General features: G+C 58.5%; 20 protein-coding genes. 10 read left to right on the top strand and 10 right to left on the bottom strand.

Translation table 11 applies throughout. The features are described from left to right. Positions 1-2: 2 nt before the first annotated feature. Entirely contained in the window at positions 3-326 is a 324-nt protein-coding gene (locus ACR0C5_RS10985) for an Hpt domain-containing protein (RefSeq protein ID WP_480876470.1), read from the bottom strand. A gap of 135 nt (positions 327-461) precedes the next feature. Between ACR0C5_RS10985 and ACR0C5_RS10990 the strand changes: the two genes are divergently transcribed. Continuing rightward, the gene (locus tag ACR0C5_RS10990; RefSeq protein WP_480876472.1) at positions 462-1,745 is read left to right on the top strand and encodes a PP2C family protein-serine/threonine phosphatase; all 1,284 of its coding nucleotides are present in this window, start codon (positions 462-464) and stop codon (positions 1,743-1,745) included. Here the strand turns inward: ACR0C5_RS10990 and ACR0C5_RS10995 are convergent. After that, positions 1,742-2,185 carry an NUDIX hydrolase gene (locus tag ACR0C5_RS10995; RefSeq protein WP_170771379.1) on the bottom strand — a complete coding sequence of 148 codons (444 nt, stop codon included), beginning with the start codon at positions 2,183-2,185 and terminating at the stop codon, positions 1,742-1,744. The genes ACR0C5_RS10990 and ACR0C5_RS10995 overlap by 4 nt on opposite strands. 76 nt (positions 2,186-2,261) lie before the next feature. Here ACR0C5_RS10995 and hslO point away from each other — a divergent pair, with 76 nt between their 5' ends. From hslO to ACR0C5_RS11035, 8 genes are all read left to right on the top strand, one after another. Further along, positions 2,262-3,239, top strand: a complete 978-nt coding sequence (gene hslO, locus ACR0C5_RS11000) for an Hsp33 family molecular chaperone HslO (RefSeq protein WP_480876474.1) — start codon at positions 2,262-2,264, stop codon at positions 3,237-3,239. After that, positions 3,223-3,828, top strand: a complete 606-nt coding sequence (locus ACR0C5_RS11005) for a CoA pyrophosphatase (RefSeq protein ID WP_480876610.1) — start codon at positions 3,223-3,225, stop codon at positions 3,826-3,828. Before hslO ends, ACR0C5_RS11005 begins: the two co-directional genes overlap by 17 nt. Continuing rightward, positions 3,825-4,979 (top strand): CCA tRNA nucleotidyltransferase, encoded by a 1,155-nt coding sequence (locus ACR0C5_RS11010; protein WP_480876476.1) that lies wholly within the window; start codon positions 3,825-3,827, stop codon positions 4,977-4,979. Before ACR0C5_RS11005 ends, ACR0C5_RS11010 begins: the two co-directional genes overlap by 4 nt. A gap of 192 nt (positions 4,980-5,171) precedes the next feature. After that, positions 5,172-7,010, top strand: a complete 1,839-nt coding sequence (locus ACR0C5_RS11015) for an ABC transporter ATP-binding protein (RefSeq protein WP_170786147.1) — start codon at positions 5,172-5,174, stop codon at positions 7,008-7,010. Then, the gene (locus tag ACR0C5_RS11020; RefSeq protein ID WP_480876478.1) at positions 7,007-8,839 is read left to right on the top strand and encodes an ABC transporter ATP-binding protein; all 1,833 of its coding nucleotides are present in this window, start codon (positions 7,007-7,009) and stop codon (positions 8,837-8,839) included. The genes ACR0C5_RS11015 and ACR0C5_RS11020 overlap by 4 nt, the downstream gene beginning before the upstream one ends. Before the next feature lie 47 nt (positions 8,840-8,886). After that, positions 8,887-10,110: a class I SAM-dependent RNA methyltransferase gene (locus ACR0C5_RS11025; protein ID WP_480876480.1), complete on the top strand. Its 1,224-nt coding sequence runs from the start codon at positions 8,887-8,889 to the stop codon at positions 10,108-10,110. Between the two features lie 18 nt (positions 10,111-10,128). After that, positions 10,129-10,914 (top strand): ion transporter, encoded by a 786-nt coding sequence (locus ACR0C5_RS11030; RefSeq protein ID WP_170771393.1) that lies wholly within the window; start codon positions 10,129-10,131, stop codon positions 10,912-10,914. A 60-nt stretch (positions 10,915-10,974) separates the two neighbouring features. Beyond that, on the top strand, positions 10,975-11,493 hold the full coding sequence (locus ACR0C5_RS11035) for a L,D-transpeptidase family protein (RefSeq protein ID WP_170771395.1): 519 nt from the start codon (positions 10,975-10,977) through the stop codon (positions 11,491-11,493). On the opposite strand, the gene ACR0C5_RS11040 is transcribed toward ACR0C5_RS11035, so the two are convergent. The 7 genes from ACR0C5_RS11040 to cysQ all read right to left on the bottom strand — a co-directional run bounded on the left by ACR0C5_RS11040 (position 11,477) and on the right by cysQ (position 19,452). Beyond that, positions 11,477-12,919, bottom strand: coding sequence for a nodulation protein NodH (locus tag ACR0C5_RS11040; RefSeq protein ID WP_480876482.1), 1,443 nt, complete (start codon positions 12,917-12,919; stop codon positions 11,477-11,479). The genes ACR0C5_RS11035 and ACR0C5_RS11040 overlap by 17 nt on opposite strands. A 6-nt stretch (positions 12,920-12,925) precedes the next feature. Further along, on the bottom strand, positions 12,926-14,623 hold the full coding sequence (locus ACR0C5_RS11045) for a DUF5927 domain-containing protein (RefSeq protein WP_480876484.1): 1,698 nt from the start codon (positions 14,621-14,623) through the stop codon (positions 12,926-12,928). Further along, positions 14,620-15,606, bottom strand: a complete 987-nt coding sequence (locus ACR0C5_RS11050) for a glycosyltransferase family 2 protein (protein WP_170786542.1) — start codon at positions 15,604-15,606, stop codon at positions 14,620-14,622. Before ACR0C5_RS11050 ends, ACR0C5_RS11045 begins: the two co-directional genes overlap by 4 nt. A 136-nt stretch (positions 15,607-15,742) precedes the next feature. Then, positions 15,743-16,807, bottom strand: a complete 1,065-nt coding sequence (locus tag ACR0C5_RS11055; RefSeq protein ID WP_480876486.1) for a glycosyltransferase family 2 protein — start codon at positions 16,805-16,807, stop codon at positions 15,743-15,745. Between the two features lie 7 nt (positions 16,808-16,814). Beyond that, complete coding sequence (gene galE, locus ACR0C5_RS11060; protein ID WP_480859402.1) at positions 16,815-17,798, bottom strand: UDP-glucose 4-epimerase GalE; 984 nt, start codon at positions 17,796-17,798, stop codon at positions 16,815-16,817. A gap of 56 nt (positions 17,799-17,854) precedes the next feature. Further along, complete coding sequence (locus ACR0C5_RS11065) at positions 17,855-18,655, bottom strand: 3-deoxy-manno-octulosonate cytidylyltransferase (RefSeq protein WP_170790225.1); 801 nt, start codon at positions 18,653-18,655, stop codon at positions 17,855-17,857. Beyond that, the gene (gene cysQ / locus ACR0C5_RS11070; protein ID WP_170771407.1) at positions 18,655-19,452 is read right to left on the bottom strand and encodes a 3'(2'),5'-bisphosphate nucleotidase CysQ; all 798 of its coding nucleotides are present in this window, start codon (positions 19,450-19,452) and stop codon (positions 18,655-18,657) included. The genes ACR0C5_RS11065 and cysQ overlap by 1 nt, the downstream gene beginning before the upstream one ends. 122 nt (positions 19,453-19,574) lie before the next feature. Between cysQ and ACR0C5_RS11075 the strand changes: the two genes are divergently transcribed. Further along, positions 19,575-20,402, top strand: a complete 828-nt coding sequence (locus ACR0C5_RS11075) for an ABC transporter permease (protein WP_170771409.1) — start codon at positions 19,575-19,577, stop codon at positions 20,400-20,402. Here ACR0C5_RS11075 and ACR0C5_RS11080 read toward each other — a convergent pair. Beyond that, positions 20,399-21,001: an alpha-ketoglutarate-dependent dioxygenase AlkB family protein gene (locus ACR0C5_RS11080; RefSeq protein WP_480876488.1), complete on the bottom strand. Its 603-nt coding sequence runs from the start codon at positions 20,999-21,001 to the stop codon at positions 20,399-20,401. The genes ACR0C5_RS11075 and ACR0C5_RS11080 overlap by 4 nt on opposite strands. Positions 21,002-21,185: the final 184 nt, after the last annotated feature.

A 21,185-nucleotide genomic window follows, 5' to 3' on the forward strand; every position in this document is an offset into this window, starting at 1 on the left:
CGCTACAAACTATCCAATCCGGACTTGAACTCTGTACGCGAAGTCTCAAACACTTCGAATACCTGCGGGACGTCTACCATCTGAGATTGCCCCTGCGCAGATTGCCTCTCTCCGTCCTGACAGAGCTTTGCAAGCGATTTGAATCCAAGACTTAGTGCGGCACCCTTCAGAAAATGAAGATTTTGTTCGAACCCGCTGCGGTTGGAGTCGGTGCGCAGGCGGGAAAGTGCCTCTTGCACTTCGTCCAGAAAAATTGCGACCACCTCGTCGAACTCACTGGTCCCGACTTCGTCCCGCAACTGTCTGACCCTCGGCCAGTCGATCATAACCAAGCCTCCACAATTTCCGCTTCAAGAATTTGATAGCGCGGGATCGGTAAAAGCCTGGTTAAAGACCGCGAACCTCATGCTTTCACCGGATATTAAATAGCCGCGCGCTAGGGTTGCCGCGCAAGGACGGACATGAGGGATCAGGTGGCAGAGGTCAGTCAGGCAGAAACCAGGGCAGAGCTGGGGTTTGGCGGTATCCGCACGGTGCTTGTCGTTGACGACAGTCGCCTGCAGCGCCGAATCCTGGTGGCGTCGCTGAAAAAATGGGGCTTCGATGTTCTCGAAGCTGACAGTGGCGATGCCGCAATTGAGATTTGTGCGCAGGACCTGCCCGATCTAGTGCTCAGCGATTGGGTTATGCCGGGGATGAGCGGGCCGGAATTTTGCCGGGCGTTTCGGGCGTTGGAAACGGATCAATACAGCTATTTTATCCTGCTGACCGCAAAAAGTGAAAAGCAAGAGGTGGCACGGGGTCTGGATGCCGGCGCGGATGACTTTCTGATCAAACCGCTTGAGGCGGATGAGCTGCGCGCGCGCATCTCGGCCGGGGCGCGCATCTTGGACATGCAGCACGAGCTTTCGGAAAAGAACCGGTTGATCGAAACGGCGCTCAGCGAATTGCGGGTGGCCCATGATGCAATCGACAAGGACCTGATGCAGGCGCGCAAGATCCAGGAATCTCTGGTGCCCGAATTGTCGCGGGAATTCGGTAAGTCGCGTGTCAGCATGTTGTTGAAGCCCTGCGGTCACATCGGGGGCGACCTTGTCGGCATGTTCTCACCGGGCGTGAATCGCGTGGGATTTTATAGCATAGATGTCTCGGGCCACGGGATCACTTCGGCGATGATGACCGCGCGTTTGGGTGGATATCTCTCCAGTCAGCATTTTGACCAAAACGTCGCGATGGAGCGGCGCTTTGAAAAGTTCTTTGCGCTTTTACCGCCTGAAGACGTGGCCGAAACGCTCAATTCCCGTTTAATGGCGGATGCAGGGGTCGAAGAATATTTCACCATGGTCTATGCCATTGTCGATTTGCGCAACGGGCATGTCAAAATGGTGCAGGCTGGCCATCCGCATCCACTGTTGTTGCGCCGGAACGGTGGGACCGAGTTTCTGGGCGAAGGCGGTTTACCGATCGGATTGCTGTCAGACGTGTCTTTTCAGCGGACCGAAATCTATATGGAACCGGGCGACAAGCTGCTGCTCTATTCAGATGGGTTCACCGAATGCAGCTTGGCCGATGGCTCTCTGCTAGACGAAGACGGGCTGCGGCGCCTGGCAACCGACTGCGCGCCGGGTCGCAGCGGGACCGAGTTTCTGGACGACATGTTCTGGCGGTTGACGCAATCCATGGCACCGGGGAAGGGCATGGATGATGACGTCTCGGCCGTATTCTTCGAATATAACGGGAACTAGAGATCCAGCAGATATTGCGTGGCAAAGTGACGATCCCCGTCATTTCCCAACATTTGGGCTGCATCTGTGGCCTCCATCCAAAGCGCTTCGTGAAACGGCTCGGTCGGGAGGCCGATGCGCCGCACCGGGCGGGCGCGGTAGATCAGGCAGACCTTTTCGGCCCACAGGTCGTATTCCGGCATATAAGTAAAGCGCCGGAAGGCACCGACGCGCCGGGGCGCGGCGATCAGCCAGCCGGTTTCCTCGGCCACTTCGCGATGCAGCGCGGTGATGGGTGATTCGCCGGGATCGATACCGCCGCCCGGAAGTTGCAGATCGGGGCCGGGTTCCAACTGACAGGTCAGCAAAAGCTGCTGCCCGCGCGGCAATAAGGCGTAAACTCCTACCCGCTGCGTGTATTTGCGCCCTGCTTGCGGGGTTTCACCGAACCGTCTGATCATGTATGGCCCCTTACAACCCGAAATCTTCGACCTATATGCTGGCGGTATGCCAATCTGTGGCGTGTAAGGAAACCCCATGTCTCTTGGAACCAAAATCGCGTGGGACGACACCGTCCTGCCCTTTCAACTCGATGTATCCGATATGCGTGGCCGCGTAGCGCGGTTGGACGGGGTGCTGGACGGCATCCTGAAGCAGCATGACTACCCTGAAAAGGTCGAGGCTTTGGTGGCCGAGATGGCCCTGCTAACCGCATTGATCGGTCAGACGGTTTCGCTGCGCTGGAAGCTGTCTTTGCAGGTGCAATCCAAGGGGGCGGTGCGCACGATTGCAACCGATTACTATGCCCCGCAGGCCGAGGGTGAACCGGCCCGCATCCGCGCCTATGCCAGTTTCGACCATGATAAGCTGACCGATGCCGCGCCGTTTGATCAGGTTGGCGAGGGGTATTTCGCCATCCTCATCGACCAGGGCGAGGGTACGCAGCCCTATCAGGGCATTACGCCGCTGGCCGGTGGCTCACTCAGCGCCTGTGCCGAAGCTTATTTCGCACAGTCCGAACAGTTGCCGACGCGGTTCTCGCTGAGTTTTGGGAAATCGACCGAACCGGGCGTCGGTGAGCATTGGCGCGCGGGCGGGGTGATGTTGCAGCACATGCCCAAAGCCTCGCCTTTTGCCGCTTCGGGTCAGGGCGCGGGCGAGATTCTGACCGCCAATGATCTGGTGGACGGGGAAGAGGGCGAAAATTGGGGCCGCGTCAACATCCTGTTGGATACGGTGGACGATCTTGAACTAATAGGACCGTCCATAGCGCCGACCGACCTGCTGATCCGCCTGTTTCACGAGGAACAGCCGCGTGTATACGATGCGCAGCCGGTGCAGTTCGGCTGCACCTGCTCCGAAGACCGTGTGCGGCAAAGCCTGTCGATCTATTCGGCCAAGGACATCGAAAAGATGACCACGCCCGAGGGTGACGTGACCGCGGATTGCCAGTTCTGCGGTGCGCATTATGTGCTGGATCCCAGCACTGTTGGTTTCGATGCTGACAACGCCTGAACTGACAGACCAGCTGCGGGTGGCCCTGCGCCGCCCCGGCAACGGGTCAAGCGATTTTGACCTGAACCCCGACACGGTTCTGCCCGAAGGGCGCAAGCTGCGACCGGCCGGAGTTCTGGTTCCGATTTCCGTCGCCGATGGCATGCCGCGCCTGATCCTGACGAAACGCTCCTCGGCCCTGAAACATCATCCGGGGCAGATCGCTTTTCCAGGCGGTAAGCAGGATGAAGGGGATGCGGATGTCACCGCCACCGCCCTGCGCGAGGCCCGTGAAGAGATCGGCTTGCCCGAGGATCTGCCGGAAATTCTGGGCCATCTGCCCACGCATGAGACGGTGACGTCCTTCACGGTCACGCCGGTCGTGGCAATCTTGCATGATAGGGTCCGGTTTGTATCTGAACCCGGTGAGGTGGACGAGGTTTTCTCGGTCCCGCTTGCGCATGTGCTGAACCCTGTAAACTATCTCGTTGAATCGCGCCGGTGGCGAGGTCAGAAACGGTATTATTTTACGGTGCCCTATGGTCCCTATTACATCTGGGGCGCGACGGCCCGGATGCTGCGGGGTTTGGCTGCACGGATGAGCGAATGACGGTGATCACCGAAGATTGGGTGTCAAACCCGGCGACGCAAACAGTTTGCGCGGCGCTAGTGAATGCGGGCGCGCAATCCTTGTTTGTGGGTGGTTGCGTGCGCAATGCGCTGCTGGGGGCTCCGGTCTCGGATATCGACATCGCCACGGATGCGCGGCCTGAACGCGTGATGGAACTGGCGCAAGGTGCTGGTCTGAAAGCGATCCCCACCGGGATTGATCATGGCACCATCACTGTCGTCAGCGATGGCATCCCGCATGAGATCACGACCTTTCGCCGTGACGTGGAAACCGACGGTCGCCGGGCCGTAGTGGCCTTTTCCGATCACGTGGAAGAGGACGCGGCCCGCCGCGATTTCACCATGAACGCGCTTTACGCCCAGCCTGACGGCTCGGTTTTGGACCCGTTGAACGGGTTGGGCGATTTGCAGGCGCGACGGGTGCGGTTCATAGGCACGGCAGAACACCGCATTCGCGAAGACTACCTGCGGTCGCTGCGCTATTTCCGGTTTCATGCGTGGTATGGCGACGCTGAGGCGGGGTTTGACCCCGATGCACTGGCCGCGATTGCGTCCAATCTGGACGGGCTTGTCGCCCTGTCTCGCGAACGCGTTGGCGCTGAACTGTTGAAACTATTGGGTGCGCAGGATCCTGCGCCTTCGGTCGCGGCGATGCGGCAGGCGGGGGCTCTGTCTCAAATCCTGCCAGGGGCGGATGACCGCGCGCTTGCTCCTTTGATTGCATTAGAAGAACAGGCGGGGGTTGATCCCGAACCGATCCGCCGTCTGGCCGCCATTGCCCCGCCTGAGATCGCCAAGACCCTGCGCCTGAGCAAAACCCAGCTTCAACGCTTGACCCGGATGCGGGATGAGGCCAGCGGCGCCGCATCCATTGCCGAGTTGGGCTTTCGCGACGGCGAAGAGGATGGTCTGCACGAAGCTTTGCTGCGCTGCGCTCTTCTGGAACAGCCTTGGTCAGAAGACATGCGCGCTGATCTGCGTAAAGGGGCTGCCGCTGATTTCCCAGTTCAAGCGACCGATCTGATCCCGGACTTCACCGGCCCCGCGCTGGGCAAAAAACTGGCAGAGCTTGAGACGCGGTGGATTGCGTCCGGGTTTGCCCTCACCCGTGAAGAACTGCTGGGAAGCTGAGCCAAAGCCTCAAAAAGGGATGACAATTTGGATTCTTTGTGCTTACGTGCGCCTGTCACATGAATGGAGGGATGCGAATGTATTACGGGATCTGGTTCGGCTAAAGCCGGGACACGTTGACCCGTAAGGGTGGTGTTCTGGCACCATCTTTCTTCGCACGACCTATTATCTGCTCAATCTGGAGCACGCTTCATGTTTCGCTATTTCGAAAACCTTGTTGACCCTTTTGCCGCTTACACGGAAACCAACACGCCGCCCACGCGGCTGTGGCCGTTCATGCTGGAATATACCCGGCCCTTCTATGGGCTGTTTGTCTGGGCGGCGCTGATCTCGATCATTGTGGCCGCGGTCGAAGTTGGGCTGATCTACTACATGGGCCGCGTTGTGGACCTGTTGTCCGGCTCTCCGGCCGAAGTCTGGAAAGCCCATGGCACCGAGTTGATTCTGATGGCCATCTTCGTTCTGCTGCTGCGTCCGCTGTTGCATGTGGTGGATGTATTGCTGCTGAACAATGCAATTTTGCCCAATGTAGGGACTATTTTTAGATGGCGCGCCCATAATCATGTGCTGCGCCAGTCGGTGAAATGGTTCGAAAATGATTTCGCCGGCCGTATCGCCAACCGCATCATGCAGACGCCTCCCGCCGCGGGTGAGGCGGTGTTTCAGGTGTTTGACGCGATCTCTTTCTCGCTTGCGTATCTGGTGGGTGCGGCGATCCTGTTGATGGCCGCCGATCCGCGCCTGTTATTGCCGTTGCTGATCTGGTTTGCGCTCTATGCGCTGCTAGTACGATGGACGGTTGCGCGGGTGGGGCCCGCGTCCAAGGCGGCCTCGGATGCGCGGTCCGAAGTGACAGGGCGGGTGGTGGACAGCTATACCAACATCCATTCGGTCAAAATGTTTGCCCATGACGCGCAAGAGCTGGGCTATGCCCGCGAAGCGATCGAGGAAACGCGTCGCACGTTCCAGATCGAGATGCGGATTTTCACCATCATGGATGCTGTCCTGGTTGCGCTGAACGGGCTGCTGATCGTCAGCGTGGTCGGCTGGGCCATTGCGCTTTGGATGCAGGGCAGCGCCTCGGTCGGGGTGGTCGCGGCGGCGACGGCGCTGACCTTGCGGCTGAATGCGATGACCGGCTGGATCATGTGGGCGTTGACCAGCTTCTTTCGGGAGCTGGGTGTTGTGGCCGAAGGGATGGAGACGATTGCTCAACCCATCGACCTGCTCGATGCACCGGACGCACAGCCTTTGCAGCTGACCCACGGTCAGATCGACATCCGCGATCTGTCGCATCACTATGGGCGCGAGACCGGAGGGCTGGATCACATCAACCTGACAATTCAGCCTGGTGAAAAGATCGGTCTGATCGGGCGGTCCGGAGCCGGTAAGTCGACCTTGGTCAAGTTGCTTTTGCGGTTTTATGATGTCGAACAGGGCGCGATCCTGATTGACGATCAGAACATCGCACAGGTCACGCAGAACAGTTTGCGCAGCCATATCGGCATGGTGCAGCAGGACAGCGCGTTGCTGCACCGCTCGGTCCGGGACAACATCCTCTATGGCCGCCCCGGAGCGACAGAGGGGCAAATGATCGCCGCCGCCAAGCAAGCCGAAGCGCATGAGTTCATCCTTGATCTGCAAGACCCGCAGGGGCGCACGGGTTATGACGCGCATGTGGGTGAGCGTGGCGTGAAACTGTCTGGTGGCCAACGGCAACGAGTGACGTTGGCGCGAGTCATTCTGAAAGATGCGCCGATTTTGCTGTTGGATGAGGCGACGTCCGCCCTAGATTCCGAGGTCGAAGCCTCAATCCAGGAAACGCTCTACGGCATGATGCAGGGAAAAACCGTGATCGCCATTGCTCACCGTCTTAGCACGATCGCCCGCATGGACCGTATTCTGGTCATGGATGGCGGCAAGATCGTCGAGCAGGGTGGCCATGCAGAGCTACTGTCGCAGGGCGGACTGTATGCTCAGTTCTGGGCGCGGCAATCCGGCGGCTTTCTGAACCCGGAGGCCGCGGAATGAGGGTTGCTGACCTCATAAACCCGTTCAAATCCACCGAAACGCCCCCGCCGCAAACGCTGGGGGCGTTCATTCGCTGGAGCCTGTCGGGCGCCTGGCCGATGATCTTTGTTGCCGCGTTCTTCTCGGCGTCGGCAGGTGCGATGGAAGCCGGAACTGCCTGGATCTTGGGACGCGTCATAGACGTGGCGACCCAAGGCGGTCCCGAGGGTTTTCTGAGCGGCAGCAATCTGTGGGTCATCCTTGGCGGTGCCGCGTTCTTCATGCTGCTGCGCCCTGTGTTTTTCGGCATGTCGGCCCTGTCGAACAACTATGTCGTGATGCCCAATATCACGCCCTTGGTGTTGGCGAAGCTGAACCGCTGGACTCTGGGCCAATCCGTCACCTATTTCGATGATGATTTCGCCGGACGGATTGCGCAGAAACAGATGCAGACCTCGAACGCGATGGCCTCGGTCGTGTCCGAGACGATCAGTGCGATTGTCTTTGCGCTGGCCTCGCTTGTGGGTTCATTGCTTTTGTTAGGATCGATTCATCCACTGGTGATGATGCCTTTTATCGGCTGGCTCATCGTCTACTTCCTTTTGATCCGCTGGTACCTGCCGCGAATCCGGTTGCGCTCGGGCGCGCGGGCCGGGGCGCGGGCGATGGTGTCGGGGCAGGTGGTGGATACGATCACCAATATCAAGACGGTCAAGCTGTTCGCCCATTCCGCGTTCGAAGATCAGGCCGCGCGTACAGCTATGGTCGATCTACGCGAAAGATCTCTGGAGTTCGGCAGCCTGTCCGCCGCTTTCCGGTTCATCCTGATGGTGCTGGCAGGTGTTCTGCCGGTCTTGCTGATGGGCGCGACCTTGTTGCTGTGGCGCAGCGACATTGCGACGGCGGGTGATATCGTTGCGGCGGGCGCAGTCTCGATCCGCATTTCGCAGATGACCGGCTGGGTCAGTTTCACCCTGATGGGTCTTTACGCCAATATCGGCGAGGTCGAAAATGGCATGAAAACCCTGGCCAAACGTGACCGGGTCGAGGATGCACCTGCCGCAAAGGAACTGAAAGTGGGTCAGGGTCAGATCGCCTTCGACCACGTTAGCTTTGCCTATGGTCGTGATATCGGCGGCGTATCGGATGTGGATTTGGTCATTCACCCCGGCGAAAAACTGGGGATCGTTGGGGCCTCTGGCGCAGGTAAATCGACGCTCGTCTCGCTGCTATTGCGGCTCTATGACGGGGAAAAAGGCGCTATTCGCATTGATGGGCAGGACGTGTCACAGGTGACGCAGGACAGCCTGCGCCGTCAGATCGGCATGGTCACGCAGGAAACCGCGATGTTCAATCGCTCGGCGCGTGACAATATTCTGTACGGGCGCCCCGATGCTTCTGAGGATCAGATGATTGCCGCCGCAAAAAAGGCCGAGGCGCATGAATTCATCCTGTCCCTGCAAGATGCTCACGGTCGCACCGGCTATGACGCGCATCTGGGTGAGCGGGGCGTAAAGCTGTCGGGTGGACAGCGTCAGCGCATCGCTTTGGCCCGCGCAATCCTCAAAGACGCCCCAATTTTGGTGCTGGATGAGGCGACCTCGGCGCTGGATTCCGAGGTTGAGGCGTCGATCCAGACAGCCCTGCACCGCGTGATGGAAGGCAAAACCGTTCTGGCCATTGCCCACCGCCTGTCCACCCTCAGCGAGATGGACCGGATCGTGGTTCTGGATCAGGGCCGCGTCGTCGAATCCGGCTCGCATGACGCGCTGCTGGATCAAGGCGGGTTTTATGCGCGGTTCTGGCACCGCCAGTCGGGCGGATTCATTCAGGCCGAGGCGGCGGAATAGCGCCCAAAGGGCTTTTGTTGTGTGCAAAGCACCGGTATCAGGCCCGCATGACTCAGACATTCACCATAAACCGCCTTGGCCATCAGGGCGACGGGATAGCCGACGGTCCCGTTTATGCCACCCGAACCCTTCCGGGTGAGGTGGTCAGCGGCACGCTTAACGGGCAGGTTTTGACTGATATCCGGGTCGAAACCCCCTCGGACCAACGGGTGAAGGCACCGTGTCGCCACTATAAGGCCTGCGGTGGCTGTCAATTGCAGCACGCGGCGGATGATTTTGTTGCTGACTGGAAAGTGGCGGTGGTGCGCAACGCGCTGGCCGCGCAGGGGCTCGATGCCCTGATGCGGCCCATTCACACCTCGCCGGAACGTTCGCGTCGCCGTGCAACGATTGCCGTTCGGCGGACGAAGAAAGGCACGCTTGCCGGGTTCCATGGACGCGCGTCTGATACCATCACCGAGATCCCCGATTGTCACCTGCTGGACCCGGCCCTGATCGCTGCCATTCCCGTGGCCGAGGCGCTGGCTCTGTTGGGTGGCAGTCGTAAAGGCGTGCTGGCGGTGACGCTCACCTTGTCCGAAGGCGGACTGGACGTTGCGGTCAAAGGCGGCAAGCCGCTGGATGGCCCGTTGGAACTGGCCCTTGCGCAAGCGACCGAGAAACACGGGCTTGCCCGCCTCAGTTGGGAGGGCGAGGTTATCGCGATGCGCCACGCCCCGGTTCAGCGCTTCGACGGAGCTGCGGTTGTACCGCCGCCCGGTGCGTTTTTGCAGGCGACGCAAGAGGGCGAACAGGCTCTGTTACAGGCAGTTTTGCAGGCCACGCAGGGGGCAAAGCGGGTTGTCGATCTGTTTGCAGGATGCGGAACCTTCTCGCTGCCTCTGGCGCAAACTGCCGAAGTTTATGCAGTTGAGGGCGAGTCTGCGATGACCGACGCGTTGGATCAGGGGTGGCGCCGGGCACAGGGGTTGAAAAAAGTCACGACCGAGGCGCGCGATCTGTTCCGCCGCCCGCTGATGCCGGACGAGCTGAAACCCTATGACGCCGTGGTGCTGGACCCGCCCCGCGCCGGGGCAGAGGCACAAACTGCCGAGCTGGCGCAGGCCAAACCGCCGGTGATTGCCTATGTTTCGTGCAACCCGGTCACCTTTGCCCGCGACGCAAAGACGCTGGTTAACGCAGGCTACACCCTTGAATGGGTACAGGTGGTTGACCAATTTCGGTGGTCGTCCCACACCGAACTTGCCGCCCGGTTCGCTCTGAACCCCTAATCGCACTGGAGATCCCGAATGGGCATCAATCAGCGTCTGCTGACCATTATAGAAGCGCCGATTTTCGGCAAATTCATCACCGGTGTCATCCTGTTTAACGCCGCTCTCTTGGGCATGGAAACCTCCGAGACGTTGATGGAGGCTGCGGGCCCTTTGATCGTGACTCTGGATAAGCTTTGTCTTGCGATCTTTGTGGCCGAGATCGCGATGAAACTGGTCGCGACCGGGCGTCGGTTCTTCACAAGCGGCTGGAATATCTTTGATTTTATCATTGTGGGCATAGCTCTTGTCCCCAGTGCCGGCGCATTGTCTGTGTTGCGCGCATTGCGAATTCTGCGAGTGTTACGCGTGATCTCGGTCGCGCCGCGCCTGCGTCGGGTGGTCGAAGGCTTTATCTCGGCGCTGCCGGGCATGGCCAGCGTATTTTTGCTGATGGCGATACTGTTCTATATCGGGGCTGTGATCTCGACCAAGCTGTTCTCGGGCAGCTTTCCCGACTGGTTCGGCGATCTGGGTCTGTCGGCCTATACACTGTTTCAGATCATGACGCTGGAAAGTTGGTCTATGGGGATCGTCCGCCCAGTGATGCAGGTTTATCCCTATGCATGGCTGTTCTTTGTTCCCTTCATCATGGTCACGACCTTTGCAGTGGTGAACCTGCTGGTTGGTCTGATCGTGAACTCAATGCAGGACGCGCACCATGCCGAGGATGAAGTGAAAACCGATGCCTATCGGGACGAGGTGCTGGAACGGCTGGAAAATATCGAACGACGCCTGGCCGAGCGGGCGAACAGCAAAAAGTGATTTCAGTTTTTGTGTTTTATGGCATAATTTCGGAAAAAAATAAGTAGCAGGCAGTGAAATATGGATCGTCGAGCATTTGGATTGGGTGCTGTGGCAGCGGTAGGCCTTTCGGCCTGTGCCTCGGCCAGCCCACGTTTTCTAACTTATGATGGACCCGAAGTAACATCTTTGGTCATCAACAAGGGCGCGCGGAAGTTGTATCTTCTGCACAACGAACACGTCCTCAAGGAATATAATGTAGATCTTGGATTCGCCCCCGAAGGGACCAAGACCAAGCGCGGCGATGGGCGCACCCCCGAGGGCACCTATCTGATTGACCGCCGCAACCCCAACAGCCGATATCACTTGTCGTTGGGAATCTCGTATCCCAATTCCAACGATGTTGCGCAGGCCAAAGCCGCCGGGGTTGATCCGGGTGGGGATATCTTTATCCACGGCCAACCGAACAGACGGGCTGAACGCAAACGCGCCAAGAAAACGCCCGATTGGACGGCAGGCTGCATCGCCGTCAAGAATGAAGAGATTGAAGAGATCTACGCGATGGTAAACCGCGGCACGATCATCACCTTGCGCGCGTAACCGGTTTCCACCGATCAAATCCGAATTGCATATAGTCGCGCTGGTAGGTTTCGGCCGCCAGCGCCTCGATTTTTTCGTCACAAATGTCTGACAGGTCGTAAGGCGCATCGCGCACTACGGCCGTTGGAGTCGGGGGGGCCTCATGGCCGAAACGGCGCGCCAACTCGGGCAGGGCAGTGGTGACGTCTTCTTCGCGTAGGATCAGATCAGGGGGCGTGAAACCCGCCATCCCCTCCAGCACTTGTGCCTGGCTGCACCAGACCCCGTCAACGCGCACCGGAGTCTGACCGGCCAGATTCTGGCGGAGAAAGGTCAGGAATTCGCAAAAAGCCTGATGGTGCTGCTCGATCGGATAATTGCCGTCGCGCAATTGACCGGGGATTGGCAGTTTGAACCGATTGCGCAGCATGTTGCGAATTTTCAGATAAGCGCCAGGTTCGGTGCTGAGGATATAGCGGCAATAGGCCGTATGAGCCCGCGCCAAAGGGTGGCGCAGCACCGTGAATTTGCGGTGTCCGGGATGTGATTGCAGCCAGTTCCGTGCTTGTCGCCTGTTCTGGCCCGTGGTCAGATTATCCTGCGGCACGCCATCCAGATCCGCCAGCCATTGCGTGATCGGCCCTTCCAGCCCGCCGCGCACAGGCAGATACATCAGCGGCGTTTGCGGGGCGGCCACATAGGTCGCAACAGCCGGACCGCGCCGGGGCTCGAAATTCGGCGTGCGATGCAGGTTGAACCGGTCCAGAGTGGGCAGCGCGCGCTCCATCTCATCAGGGTTTGTCACTTTGGAGCGCGCCGGTTCCGGGTTTTGCGGTTTGAGCGTGTCGTCCAATGCATCCAACCGCGCCTCAACCCCCAACCATGCGGCCAGGCCGTTCAAACTGTCCAGCCGCCGCAGATCCTCATAGGCAAGGTAGAAGGGGGTCTGACCGGTGGCTTGCATCTGGTGCAGGATCGAGGTTTGGAAGGCGTGGTGTTGATCCAGAAACCGTTCGAACTCGGCCGCGTCAAAACCAACCTGCGCTTCGCGCCGCCGCTTTATGTTCTTGAGCTGCCATTGCTTGGTTTCCCGCGCGATCTTAAGCGAAACATAGCTGTCCAAAGGATTGCGCGTCAGAATAATCTTGGCGCAGCGCGGATCGGTCAAAACAGGCTCTAACACACGATTGTCGTGACCGTCGAAAAACCGAAACCCGTTCAGACCGTCGCCCGACCGGATGGCGTCCAGCAGGGACAGCGGGTCCGCATCGCGCTCATCCAACGTGATTCCTAACAGATCGTCCTTTTTGATGCGCCCGATGAAATGCGGGTTGAACGCCTCTCCATGGCTGGTCACGCCGTCCAGCGCATTCAGGTTTGCTTCCAAAAGGTTCGAACCGGTGCGCATGGCTGCGAGAATAACGAAATAGTCGAAGGTCTTGGCCATTGCGTGCTATTGCACCAGATAGGGTTTCGGAAACGGGCGGAGTTTGGTGCCAAACACGTCATCCGCCGGAAAATCGCCCATCAAATAGGGGTGCATGCCCTGGTTTTTCAGATTTTGCAGGAATTGGCCAAATCCGCTGAGATCCACCATGGTGGGGGCTTTGGTCAAGTGGCCGTGGGGTTGTGTACCAATCTCATCAATCACGGTTTGTAGAGCTTCCATCGGCGATTCCACGAACTCGGCCAAGGTCCAGGTCCTGACCCGTGCCTTGGTCCAGACCGAGTTCAGAACCTCTAGCTGTTTGGTCTCGATTTGCTGAAGTCGCGCCGCCTCGGCCCGGATGTCGGCGAAATCCCGGTTGGACCGGAACAAGGGGATCGCCCAGGCCCCCGTGATGACCGAGATTTGGGCATTTCGGTCGCGGGCAAAGAACCAGTTGATCTTTTGCGTGTCGCGCGGGCTGAACTGAAAACATTGTCGTTCACCCCGCGTGTTCCAGATCAGGTTTGAAACGAATGCAGTGGGATTATAGTCGCGCAAAGTGGCGCAATCGCTTAAGGCACCGTTGATGACAGATGCCCCATCCACAAATTCGGCCCGCTCAGGGTCGAACAGATTTCCGTGAACACGCGTTCCGGTACAATCCGTCAGCCAGGGTGCAAAATCATCGAACAACTCGGCAAAGCCCTGAAACACAGAATAGGGGAAACAGGTCAGGCCATTTTCGCTGCCATGGCGGGGGAAGCGGCTTTGCATGTACAGCCCGTCCCGGCCGCGGGTCCGACGTTCGACCGCTTTGGAAAAGACTCGGTCAATCTTGCCGGGGTTGGGCTCTGCCCGTTCCAACGCGCCGGATTGATCCGTCAGAAAACTTTGGTACAGACGATCAGCCTCGCACCAGATTTTGCGGGCAACAAAACAGTCGGACCGGCGCAGCAATTGCAGATGGTCGTCATAGAAAATATGCGGACGACCCTGAAAATCGAATTTCGACAGAGTCAGAGACCGGCTTTCAATATGTGTCGAATACATTCGGGCCAGCGTCTGGAAATAGCTTTCATCCGGTATCCAGACCCGACTGAAATAGCGGTCATAGGTCTTGCGTTTGGGGTCTTGCAGAATGGCGGACAGAGTCTGACGGGTCAGGCACCACCATTGGCTGCCCATATGTGGTACAAGACCGTCTGGAATTCGTCGGCGCAGACCGAGCGCGCGTTGGAGCTTCACATGGACATCAAACAATTTGCGATGCTTGCGCCAGGAAAACGGAAACCGCAGGGTGAACCGTTCCTGATCCAGCCCGCCAATTGTCCAACTGACATCTGCGGTCGTGGCGCTTTCGATGAAATCGACGCGGGGCCGCCGTGCAAGGTAGTCGATGAGTTCGGCAACTGGGCGCAGAGGCAGACACGCGCCGGAGGACAGAAAAACGTGATGCACATCGGGAAAAGCGTTCAACATCATCTCGGACGCTGATTGCGTGGCTCGCACAATTCCCCAGCCACCCCAGTGGCAGGTGAACCGGTCTGAAAAGCGGATCAGGGGTTCATCTTTACAAGCGGCTCTGAACGCAGCGCATGTGGGGTCGGGCACTTTGCGATCCACGTGAATGACAACAGGGCATCCGGCGGCGGCCCAATGGAGGGCAACCTGTTCGGCCCGGTTGAAGGCAGTGTGGACCAGCATGACAACCCCAAGGCTCATGCCCAGTTCCCCTTGGACATCAGGCCGAGAATCTCAAGTTGCCGCCAGTTGATGTATTTCTCGGACCAGTCACACCAGAACACCGTCTGATCCTCCAACCCTTCGGCATAGGCGCGGTATTCACCGGATTTGCGGTAGTGCTGGCCGCGTTGCATTTCTTCCAACGCCTTGGCGCCCAGCGTGTCGATCAGCTTGGCGTGCAGTAGGGCACCGCTGGCTTTTTCGCCGCCCCATTCGTCATAGACCTGATTCAACCCGCGCGGCAGCAGGGAATGGGTCGAGCTGACATAGACATAGCGCCGGTCCCATTTCACAAGCGGGATCTTGTTTAACGCGGGGGCTTTTTCCGGTGTGTCGCGAAAAAACGTGCGTGCGCGGGGGCCGCCCTGTATCCACAGGTTCCCATACTCGGGGTTCTTGGTGATCATGTAATTGCCCGCGTCGAACCAACGGGCGATTTCGAACGGGTCCTGACCCTCGCGGTAAGGTTCATCATCCACGGGTCCGCGTGGGTACATATCGACCAGCATGGTGCCGAAACTGCGCACGGCACATCCGTTCAACCAATCGGTTAAAGCGCGGATGGGGCGCGTGTCGCAGAACGGGTAGATAAAGAACTCGTCCGGGTCGACTGTCAGTACCCAATGACCGTGGGCGTATTTCCGCAGCAGGTAGTTGGACCAGTCGATGCCAAAGGTTGCCCGCCGATAGCTGGCATCAGTTGACCAAAGCGAGACATCGGGTTGATTGGCCAGAAACGCACCGGTTCCGTCCTCGCTGTCATTGTCGACGAACAGAAAGTGATCGACCCCCAGCTTTCGGTAATAGTCCAGGAAATACGGCAGGCGAATTTTCTCGTTCCGCACGACGCTGACCAGCAGAATATCGCGGCGGCTGATCTTGTTAGTCTGGTCCAAGACAGGCGTCAGTTCGCGCCGCTTGCGCAGGCAACGCAAAAGGCGGCGCTTGCGCCGCAATCTCATGCGATACGAATCCAACAGGCTCACGTGACGGCCCAACCTTTTACTTTACGCGAGCATCTCCGGGGCCTGGATCAACCAGAGTGGTGCCGGAGCATTGCCGCGTTATGCCATCTTTCCATCTATCAAAGCAACGCATTTACAAGTCGTTAGCCCGCGCGGCGGATTTCCACTCAATTTTTCCCATCAGGCCAAGCTGCTGAAGCTGTCTCCAGCCTTTGTAACGGGCCGAGTTGGGCGTCCACATGGTGGGGCGATTAAGAATGCTGTCGTAATACGTGTTGAATTGATCGGGGTCGTGGAAATGTTGTCGGCGGGTCTTTTCGACACCTGATTTCCCAACCACTTCGGGCAGGAATTTCGTATGCAGCAAAACCCCAGAGGGCGCGTTGTCGCCCGGTCCGTTATAGGCTGCGTTCAGCCTGCGCGGCAGGGCAGAATGACACGAATTCACATATGCATAGCGCCGCGACCAGCGGATCAGCGGGATTTTGTTCAATGTGGGTGACTTTTGCGGCGTTTCGGCAAAGAACATCCGTTCCCGCGCGCCCCCTTGAACCCATAGGTTCCCCAGCGGAGCCTGCCTCTGCATCCGATATGGCCCAGTGTCGAACCAGTTCAGAACTTCGGTTGGGTCGGCGCTGGGGTCATAGTCCTGCATCCCCAGTGACGTGTCGGGGTAGAGATCCAGCATCAATGCGCCAAATGCGTTTCGCCCGGTGCGGTTCAGCCATCCGGTGAGGTCTGGCAAAGGATGGGTGTCGTGGTCGGGATAAACTAACAGCTCATCTGCATCGACCATCAAGGTCCAATGGCCGTGACCGTATCGCATCTGCAACCATGTCAGCCAATCCAGCCCAAAACGTGACGCACGATAGCTGGCCGTGGTTTGCCAAAGCGAAACGTCGGGTTGGCATTCGAGATACTCGGTTGAGCCATCGCCGCTGTCATTGTCGACGATCAGAAAATGACCGACGCCCAATGCGCGGTAATGGTTGAAAAACCTCGGCAACCGATTGCGTTCATTGCGCAGGGTGGTGAAGGCCAGAATGGCACCGGGACGAATGTCGCTGGTCCGGTCTATCAGGCATGTCAGGTCATGTCGGCTGCGGAACGCACGCCACAAAAGCCGCCGACGTTTCAGGCGCAACCGGTATTTCTGCGCCCATGAGATCGGCGGGAGAGGGTTGGTGGCAGCGGTCACCGCGCCCTCATTTCTCGTAATGCCCGTTTTGTTGCCAACGCCATGCATCCGCAATCATCGTCTCTAACGTTGAGCTTTTTGGCGTCCAGCCCAGTTCAGCCCCGGCCCGAATCGAGCCGGAAACAAGCTTGGTGCAATCCCCCGCCCGACGCGGACCGATGGAATAGGGCACATCACGGTTGGTGATCGCTTTGGAATGACCGATGACCTCCATCACTGAAAAACCCGTCCCGGTGCCCAGATTGAACACGCGGCTGCCCTTGCCGTGCTCCAGCCAGTTCAGGCCCAGCACATGCGCATCGACCAGATCGCAGACATGTACATAGTCGCGGATGCAGGTGCCGTCAGGCGTGTCGTAGTCGGTGCCGAACACGGTCAACCCGTCGCGCTTGCCGTCTATGGCGTCCAGCATCAGGGGGATCAGATGAGTCTCGGGACGGTGGAATTCGCCCACTTCACCGTCGGGGTCCGCGCCAGCTACGTTGAAATAGCGAAAGATCACATGGTTCAGTACATGCGCGGCATCAAAATCGCGCAGGATATCCTCGATCGCGCGTTTCGAAGCCCCGTAGGCGTTCAGCGGCAATTGCGGCGTATCTTCGTCCAGAACCACATTGTCATGCTCGCCATAGGTGGCGCAGGTCGATGAGAATACGAAATTTTTGCAGCCCGCAGCGACCGTGGCCTCGATCAGATTGAGCGAGCCGGTGACGTTATTGGTCCAGTATTTTCCGGGCTCCGACATCGCTTCACCCACCTGGCTGAGGGCTGCGAAATGCATGACGGCGGCGGGTTTGTATTTGTCAAAGACCTCATCCAGCCTGGCTCGGTCCAGCAGGTCGCCCTGTTCGAACGGGCCGAATTTCACTGCATCCTGCCAGCCGGTGATCAGGTTGTCATAGGTGACGGGTGTGTATCCGGCCAGTTTCAACGCTTTGCAAGCATGGGACCCGATATATCCGGCGCCGCCGGTTACAAGAATATTCGTCATCGGACAGTCTTTTCCCGCGTTGTGGAAGGATGCAGTTCTGCATCAAGGCTCATGGTTTATTCCAAGCCCATTTCGGCCATCATCTGCTCTAGCTTGGGCACGTCTTGGGGGTTGTTCAGTTCCCAGAACTGGCGACCTTTGGCCTCGACCTCGACGCACAGAACTTTGCGACCATTTTCCATGAAGCGCAGCTGTTCCAGACCTTCCAGCTGTTCCAGCGGGCCCACCGGCCATGTGGGATAGGCGGCCAGCGCGTCAGGGCGATAGGCATAGACGCCTACGTGGTGAAACACCGGGGTATCCTCGGTGCCCGCATAGGTCTGCGCTGTGAAAGGCACCACCTCTTTCGAGAAATACATGGCGCTGTGATCGGACGCAAAAACCGCCGTAGTGCCGCCGACCCGGCCATGTTTGCGGTCGTTCAGCAGGCTGTTGAGCGCATCGCCATCGCAGCGAAGAACAGGCGTGGCCACACCGGCCTCGGGTGCGGCGCGCAGGCCCGCGATCAGGTCTTCCACAAACCAATGCGGTGTCAGTGGCGCGTCGCCCTGAAGGTTCACCACGATATCATAGCCCGCGCCCAGATTGGCATGGGTTTCAGCGCAGCGTTCGGTGCCATTCTGGCAGGTGTCTGAAGTCATCACCACCTCGGCCCCAAACCCTTCGGCCGCCTCGCGGATACGGTCGTCATCGGTGGCGACAACTACCTTGTCCACGCCCGACACTGAACAGGCCGCACGCCACGACCGTTCAATCAGCGTCATCGCCTTGCCGCTTGCCCCGGTCAGAGGCACCAGCGGTTTGCCCGGATAGCGGGACGAGGCATAGCGGGCGGGAATGGCGATCAGAACGGACATCAGGCTTCCTTCAACTCAACACCCGGAGCGTAGGCGATGAAGAACGGATTTGCATAGCCGTCCTTGCCATAGGTCAGCGGTTCGTGGTTGTCGAAGCGCACCACCTTGCCGCCGGCACCGGCCAGAACTGCGTGACCTGCGGCTGTGTCCCATTCCATTGTGCGGCCAACGCGAGGGTACAGATCGGCCTCACCGGTTGCGACCAGACAGAATTTGAGCGATGAACCCGCGCTTTTGCTGTCGCGCACTTGATACTTGTTGATGTAGTCCTCAGTTGCCTGATCGCGGTGCGACTTGGAGGCCACGATCAGAAGCGCCGAATTGTTTGGTTTAGAGACGAGTATCGGCGTCACGTTGCCCACAACATCCTTGTCCAGAGCGCCGGTTTCCTCAACTGATTGTCCATCGGGCTGGGTATAAAACATGCGTCCCTTGGCCGGGGCGTAAACCACCCCGCGCGTCGGTACGCCATTTTCCACCAGCGCAATGTTCACTGTGAAATCCCCGCGACGGTTGATGAACTCTTTGGTGCCGTCCAGCGGGTCCACGATCAGGAACGTGTCGCCTTTCTCAGAGTGCGAGGCCGCCTGTTCCTCGGTCACCAGCAGGATATCGGGGAAGGCTGCGCGTAGGCCGGCCGAGATAAGAGCGTCCGCAGCCTCATCCGCTTCGGTCACAGGGCTGGCATCAGATTTGACCTTCACGTCGAAATCATCCGAGTTATAGAACTCCATGATCTTGTCACCGGCTTCCAGGGCCAAACGTCGAATGACGGGGATGAGGGCGTCGTAGGTCACAAAAAGGCTCCGTTCCTGTGATTTGTTGATTGAAAATCCTGACGGCCTTATGATGTCCCGGTTACGGAACAGCAAGAATTTCGTGCCAGATTGCTGGCAATAAAGCAGGAAAGACCGCGCAGGTGTATTACTTTAAGCGAAACCGGACGCTTTTGGGTGGTGCCTTCACCACCTCGGAACTGGTGTTTCATTCGGTGGTGCGCAGCATTCGTTCGCAACGATCGAACGCGGTGCTGGCGGTGATCATGAATATCGTCCAGATTCTTGCACTGGTGACGGTGTTTTATCTGATCATGACGCTGGTCGGAAGGGTAACCGGCTTGTCCAAGATTCGCGGCAATTCGATCCTGTTCTTGCTGTCTGGGGTGTTTCTGTTCCTGACGCACGTGAAATCCGTAAGCGGCGTGGCCGGGGTTGCGACCGGAAACAACCCAATGATGCTTCATTCGCCAATGAACATGATGGTGTCGCTTCTGGCAGCGGCGTTCGGGACGTTCTACACGCAACTGGTTTCGATCCTGGTCATCCTGTTCATGTATCACGTCGCCATCGAACCGCTTGAAATTCAGGATCCGGGTGGCGCGTTCTATATGCTTGTGCTGGCCTGGTTTACCGGCAGCGCAGTTGGCGTCCTGTTTATGGCGCTCAAGCCCTGGCTTCCGACATTTGTGTCCATTTCGTCCGTCGTCTACCGTCGGATCAATATGATCTTTTCTGGCAAGATGTTTGTGGCCAACAGTCTGGGTGGGTTCACTTTGACCATGTTTATCTGGAACCCGCTGTTTCACGTCATTGACCAATGCCGCGGGTTCGTGTTTCGCAACTATTTCCCGCGCCAGACCAGCTGGGAATACGCGCTTTGGGTGGGCGTTATCCTGCTTTTGATCGGTTTGCTGGGCATTTTCTTCACCCGTCAGCACGTGTCGAAAAGCTGGGGGGCGCGCAGCTAGGTCGCCACGCGCAACGTCAGATTGATCCGACCACCCTTGGGCAATAGTTTGGATGATCCGAACCGGATACGGTCCACCCCGTGATAGATCAGGCGCGCGGGGCCGCCCATGATCACTACATCGCCCGAGTTCAGCCAGATCGACTCGGTCTTGCCGCCACGGGTGGTGTTGCCGATGCGAAACAAAGCATCATCGCCCAGCGAGATTGACAGGACTGGCCAGGAAAAGTCAGCTTCATCCTTGTCCTGATGCAGGCCCATGCGGGTGCCCTCGCCATAATAGTTGATCAGGCAGCAATCTGGGTCGCGCTCGACGCTGGCGAGGGCGTGCCAGATTTCAAGGATCGGATCGGGGATCGCGGGCCATGCCACCCCCTTGGGATGGTGATCCTGATACCGGTACCCCGCCCGGTCCGACACCCATCCCAGCGCCCCGGCCGAGGTCATTCGGACCGACATCTCTTTGCCTGATGGCGTCGTCGGGCGGAACAGGGGTGCGGATTTCAGAATCGGGCGCAACAGGTCGATCAGCGCGGTCTGCGCCGCCACATCCAGATAGGCTTTTCTGATATCGAAATCGCGCAAAAGCAGCCGCGTCATCGAAGATTCCTCAATCCTTGCCGAAACGTTGCAAAAAAGGCCCCAGATTCCCGAAAACCTGCGATTTACACCGCTTGCAGGCTTTTGGTCTCGCCCTTATATACGCCGGGACGCGTGATGGTGTAGGGCCATTGCGCAATTGAGATCGAGGCAGGGATGCCATAACGGGTCCCGGCCTCGGGAC

This window comes from Ruegeria sp. N8 (genome assembly GCF_056531325.1).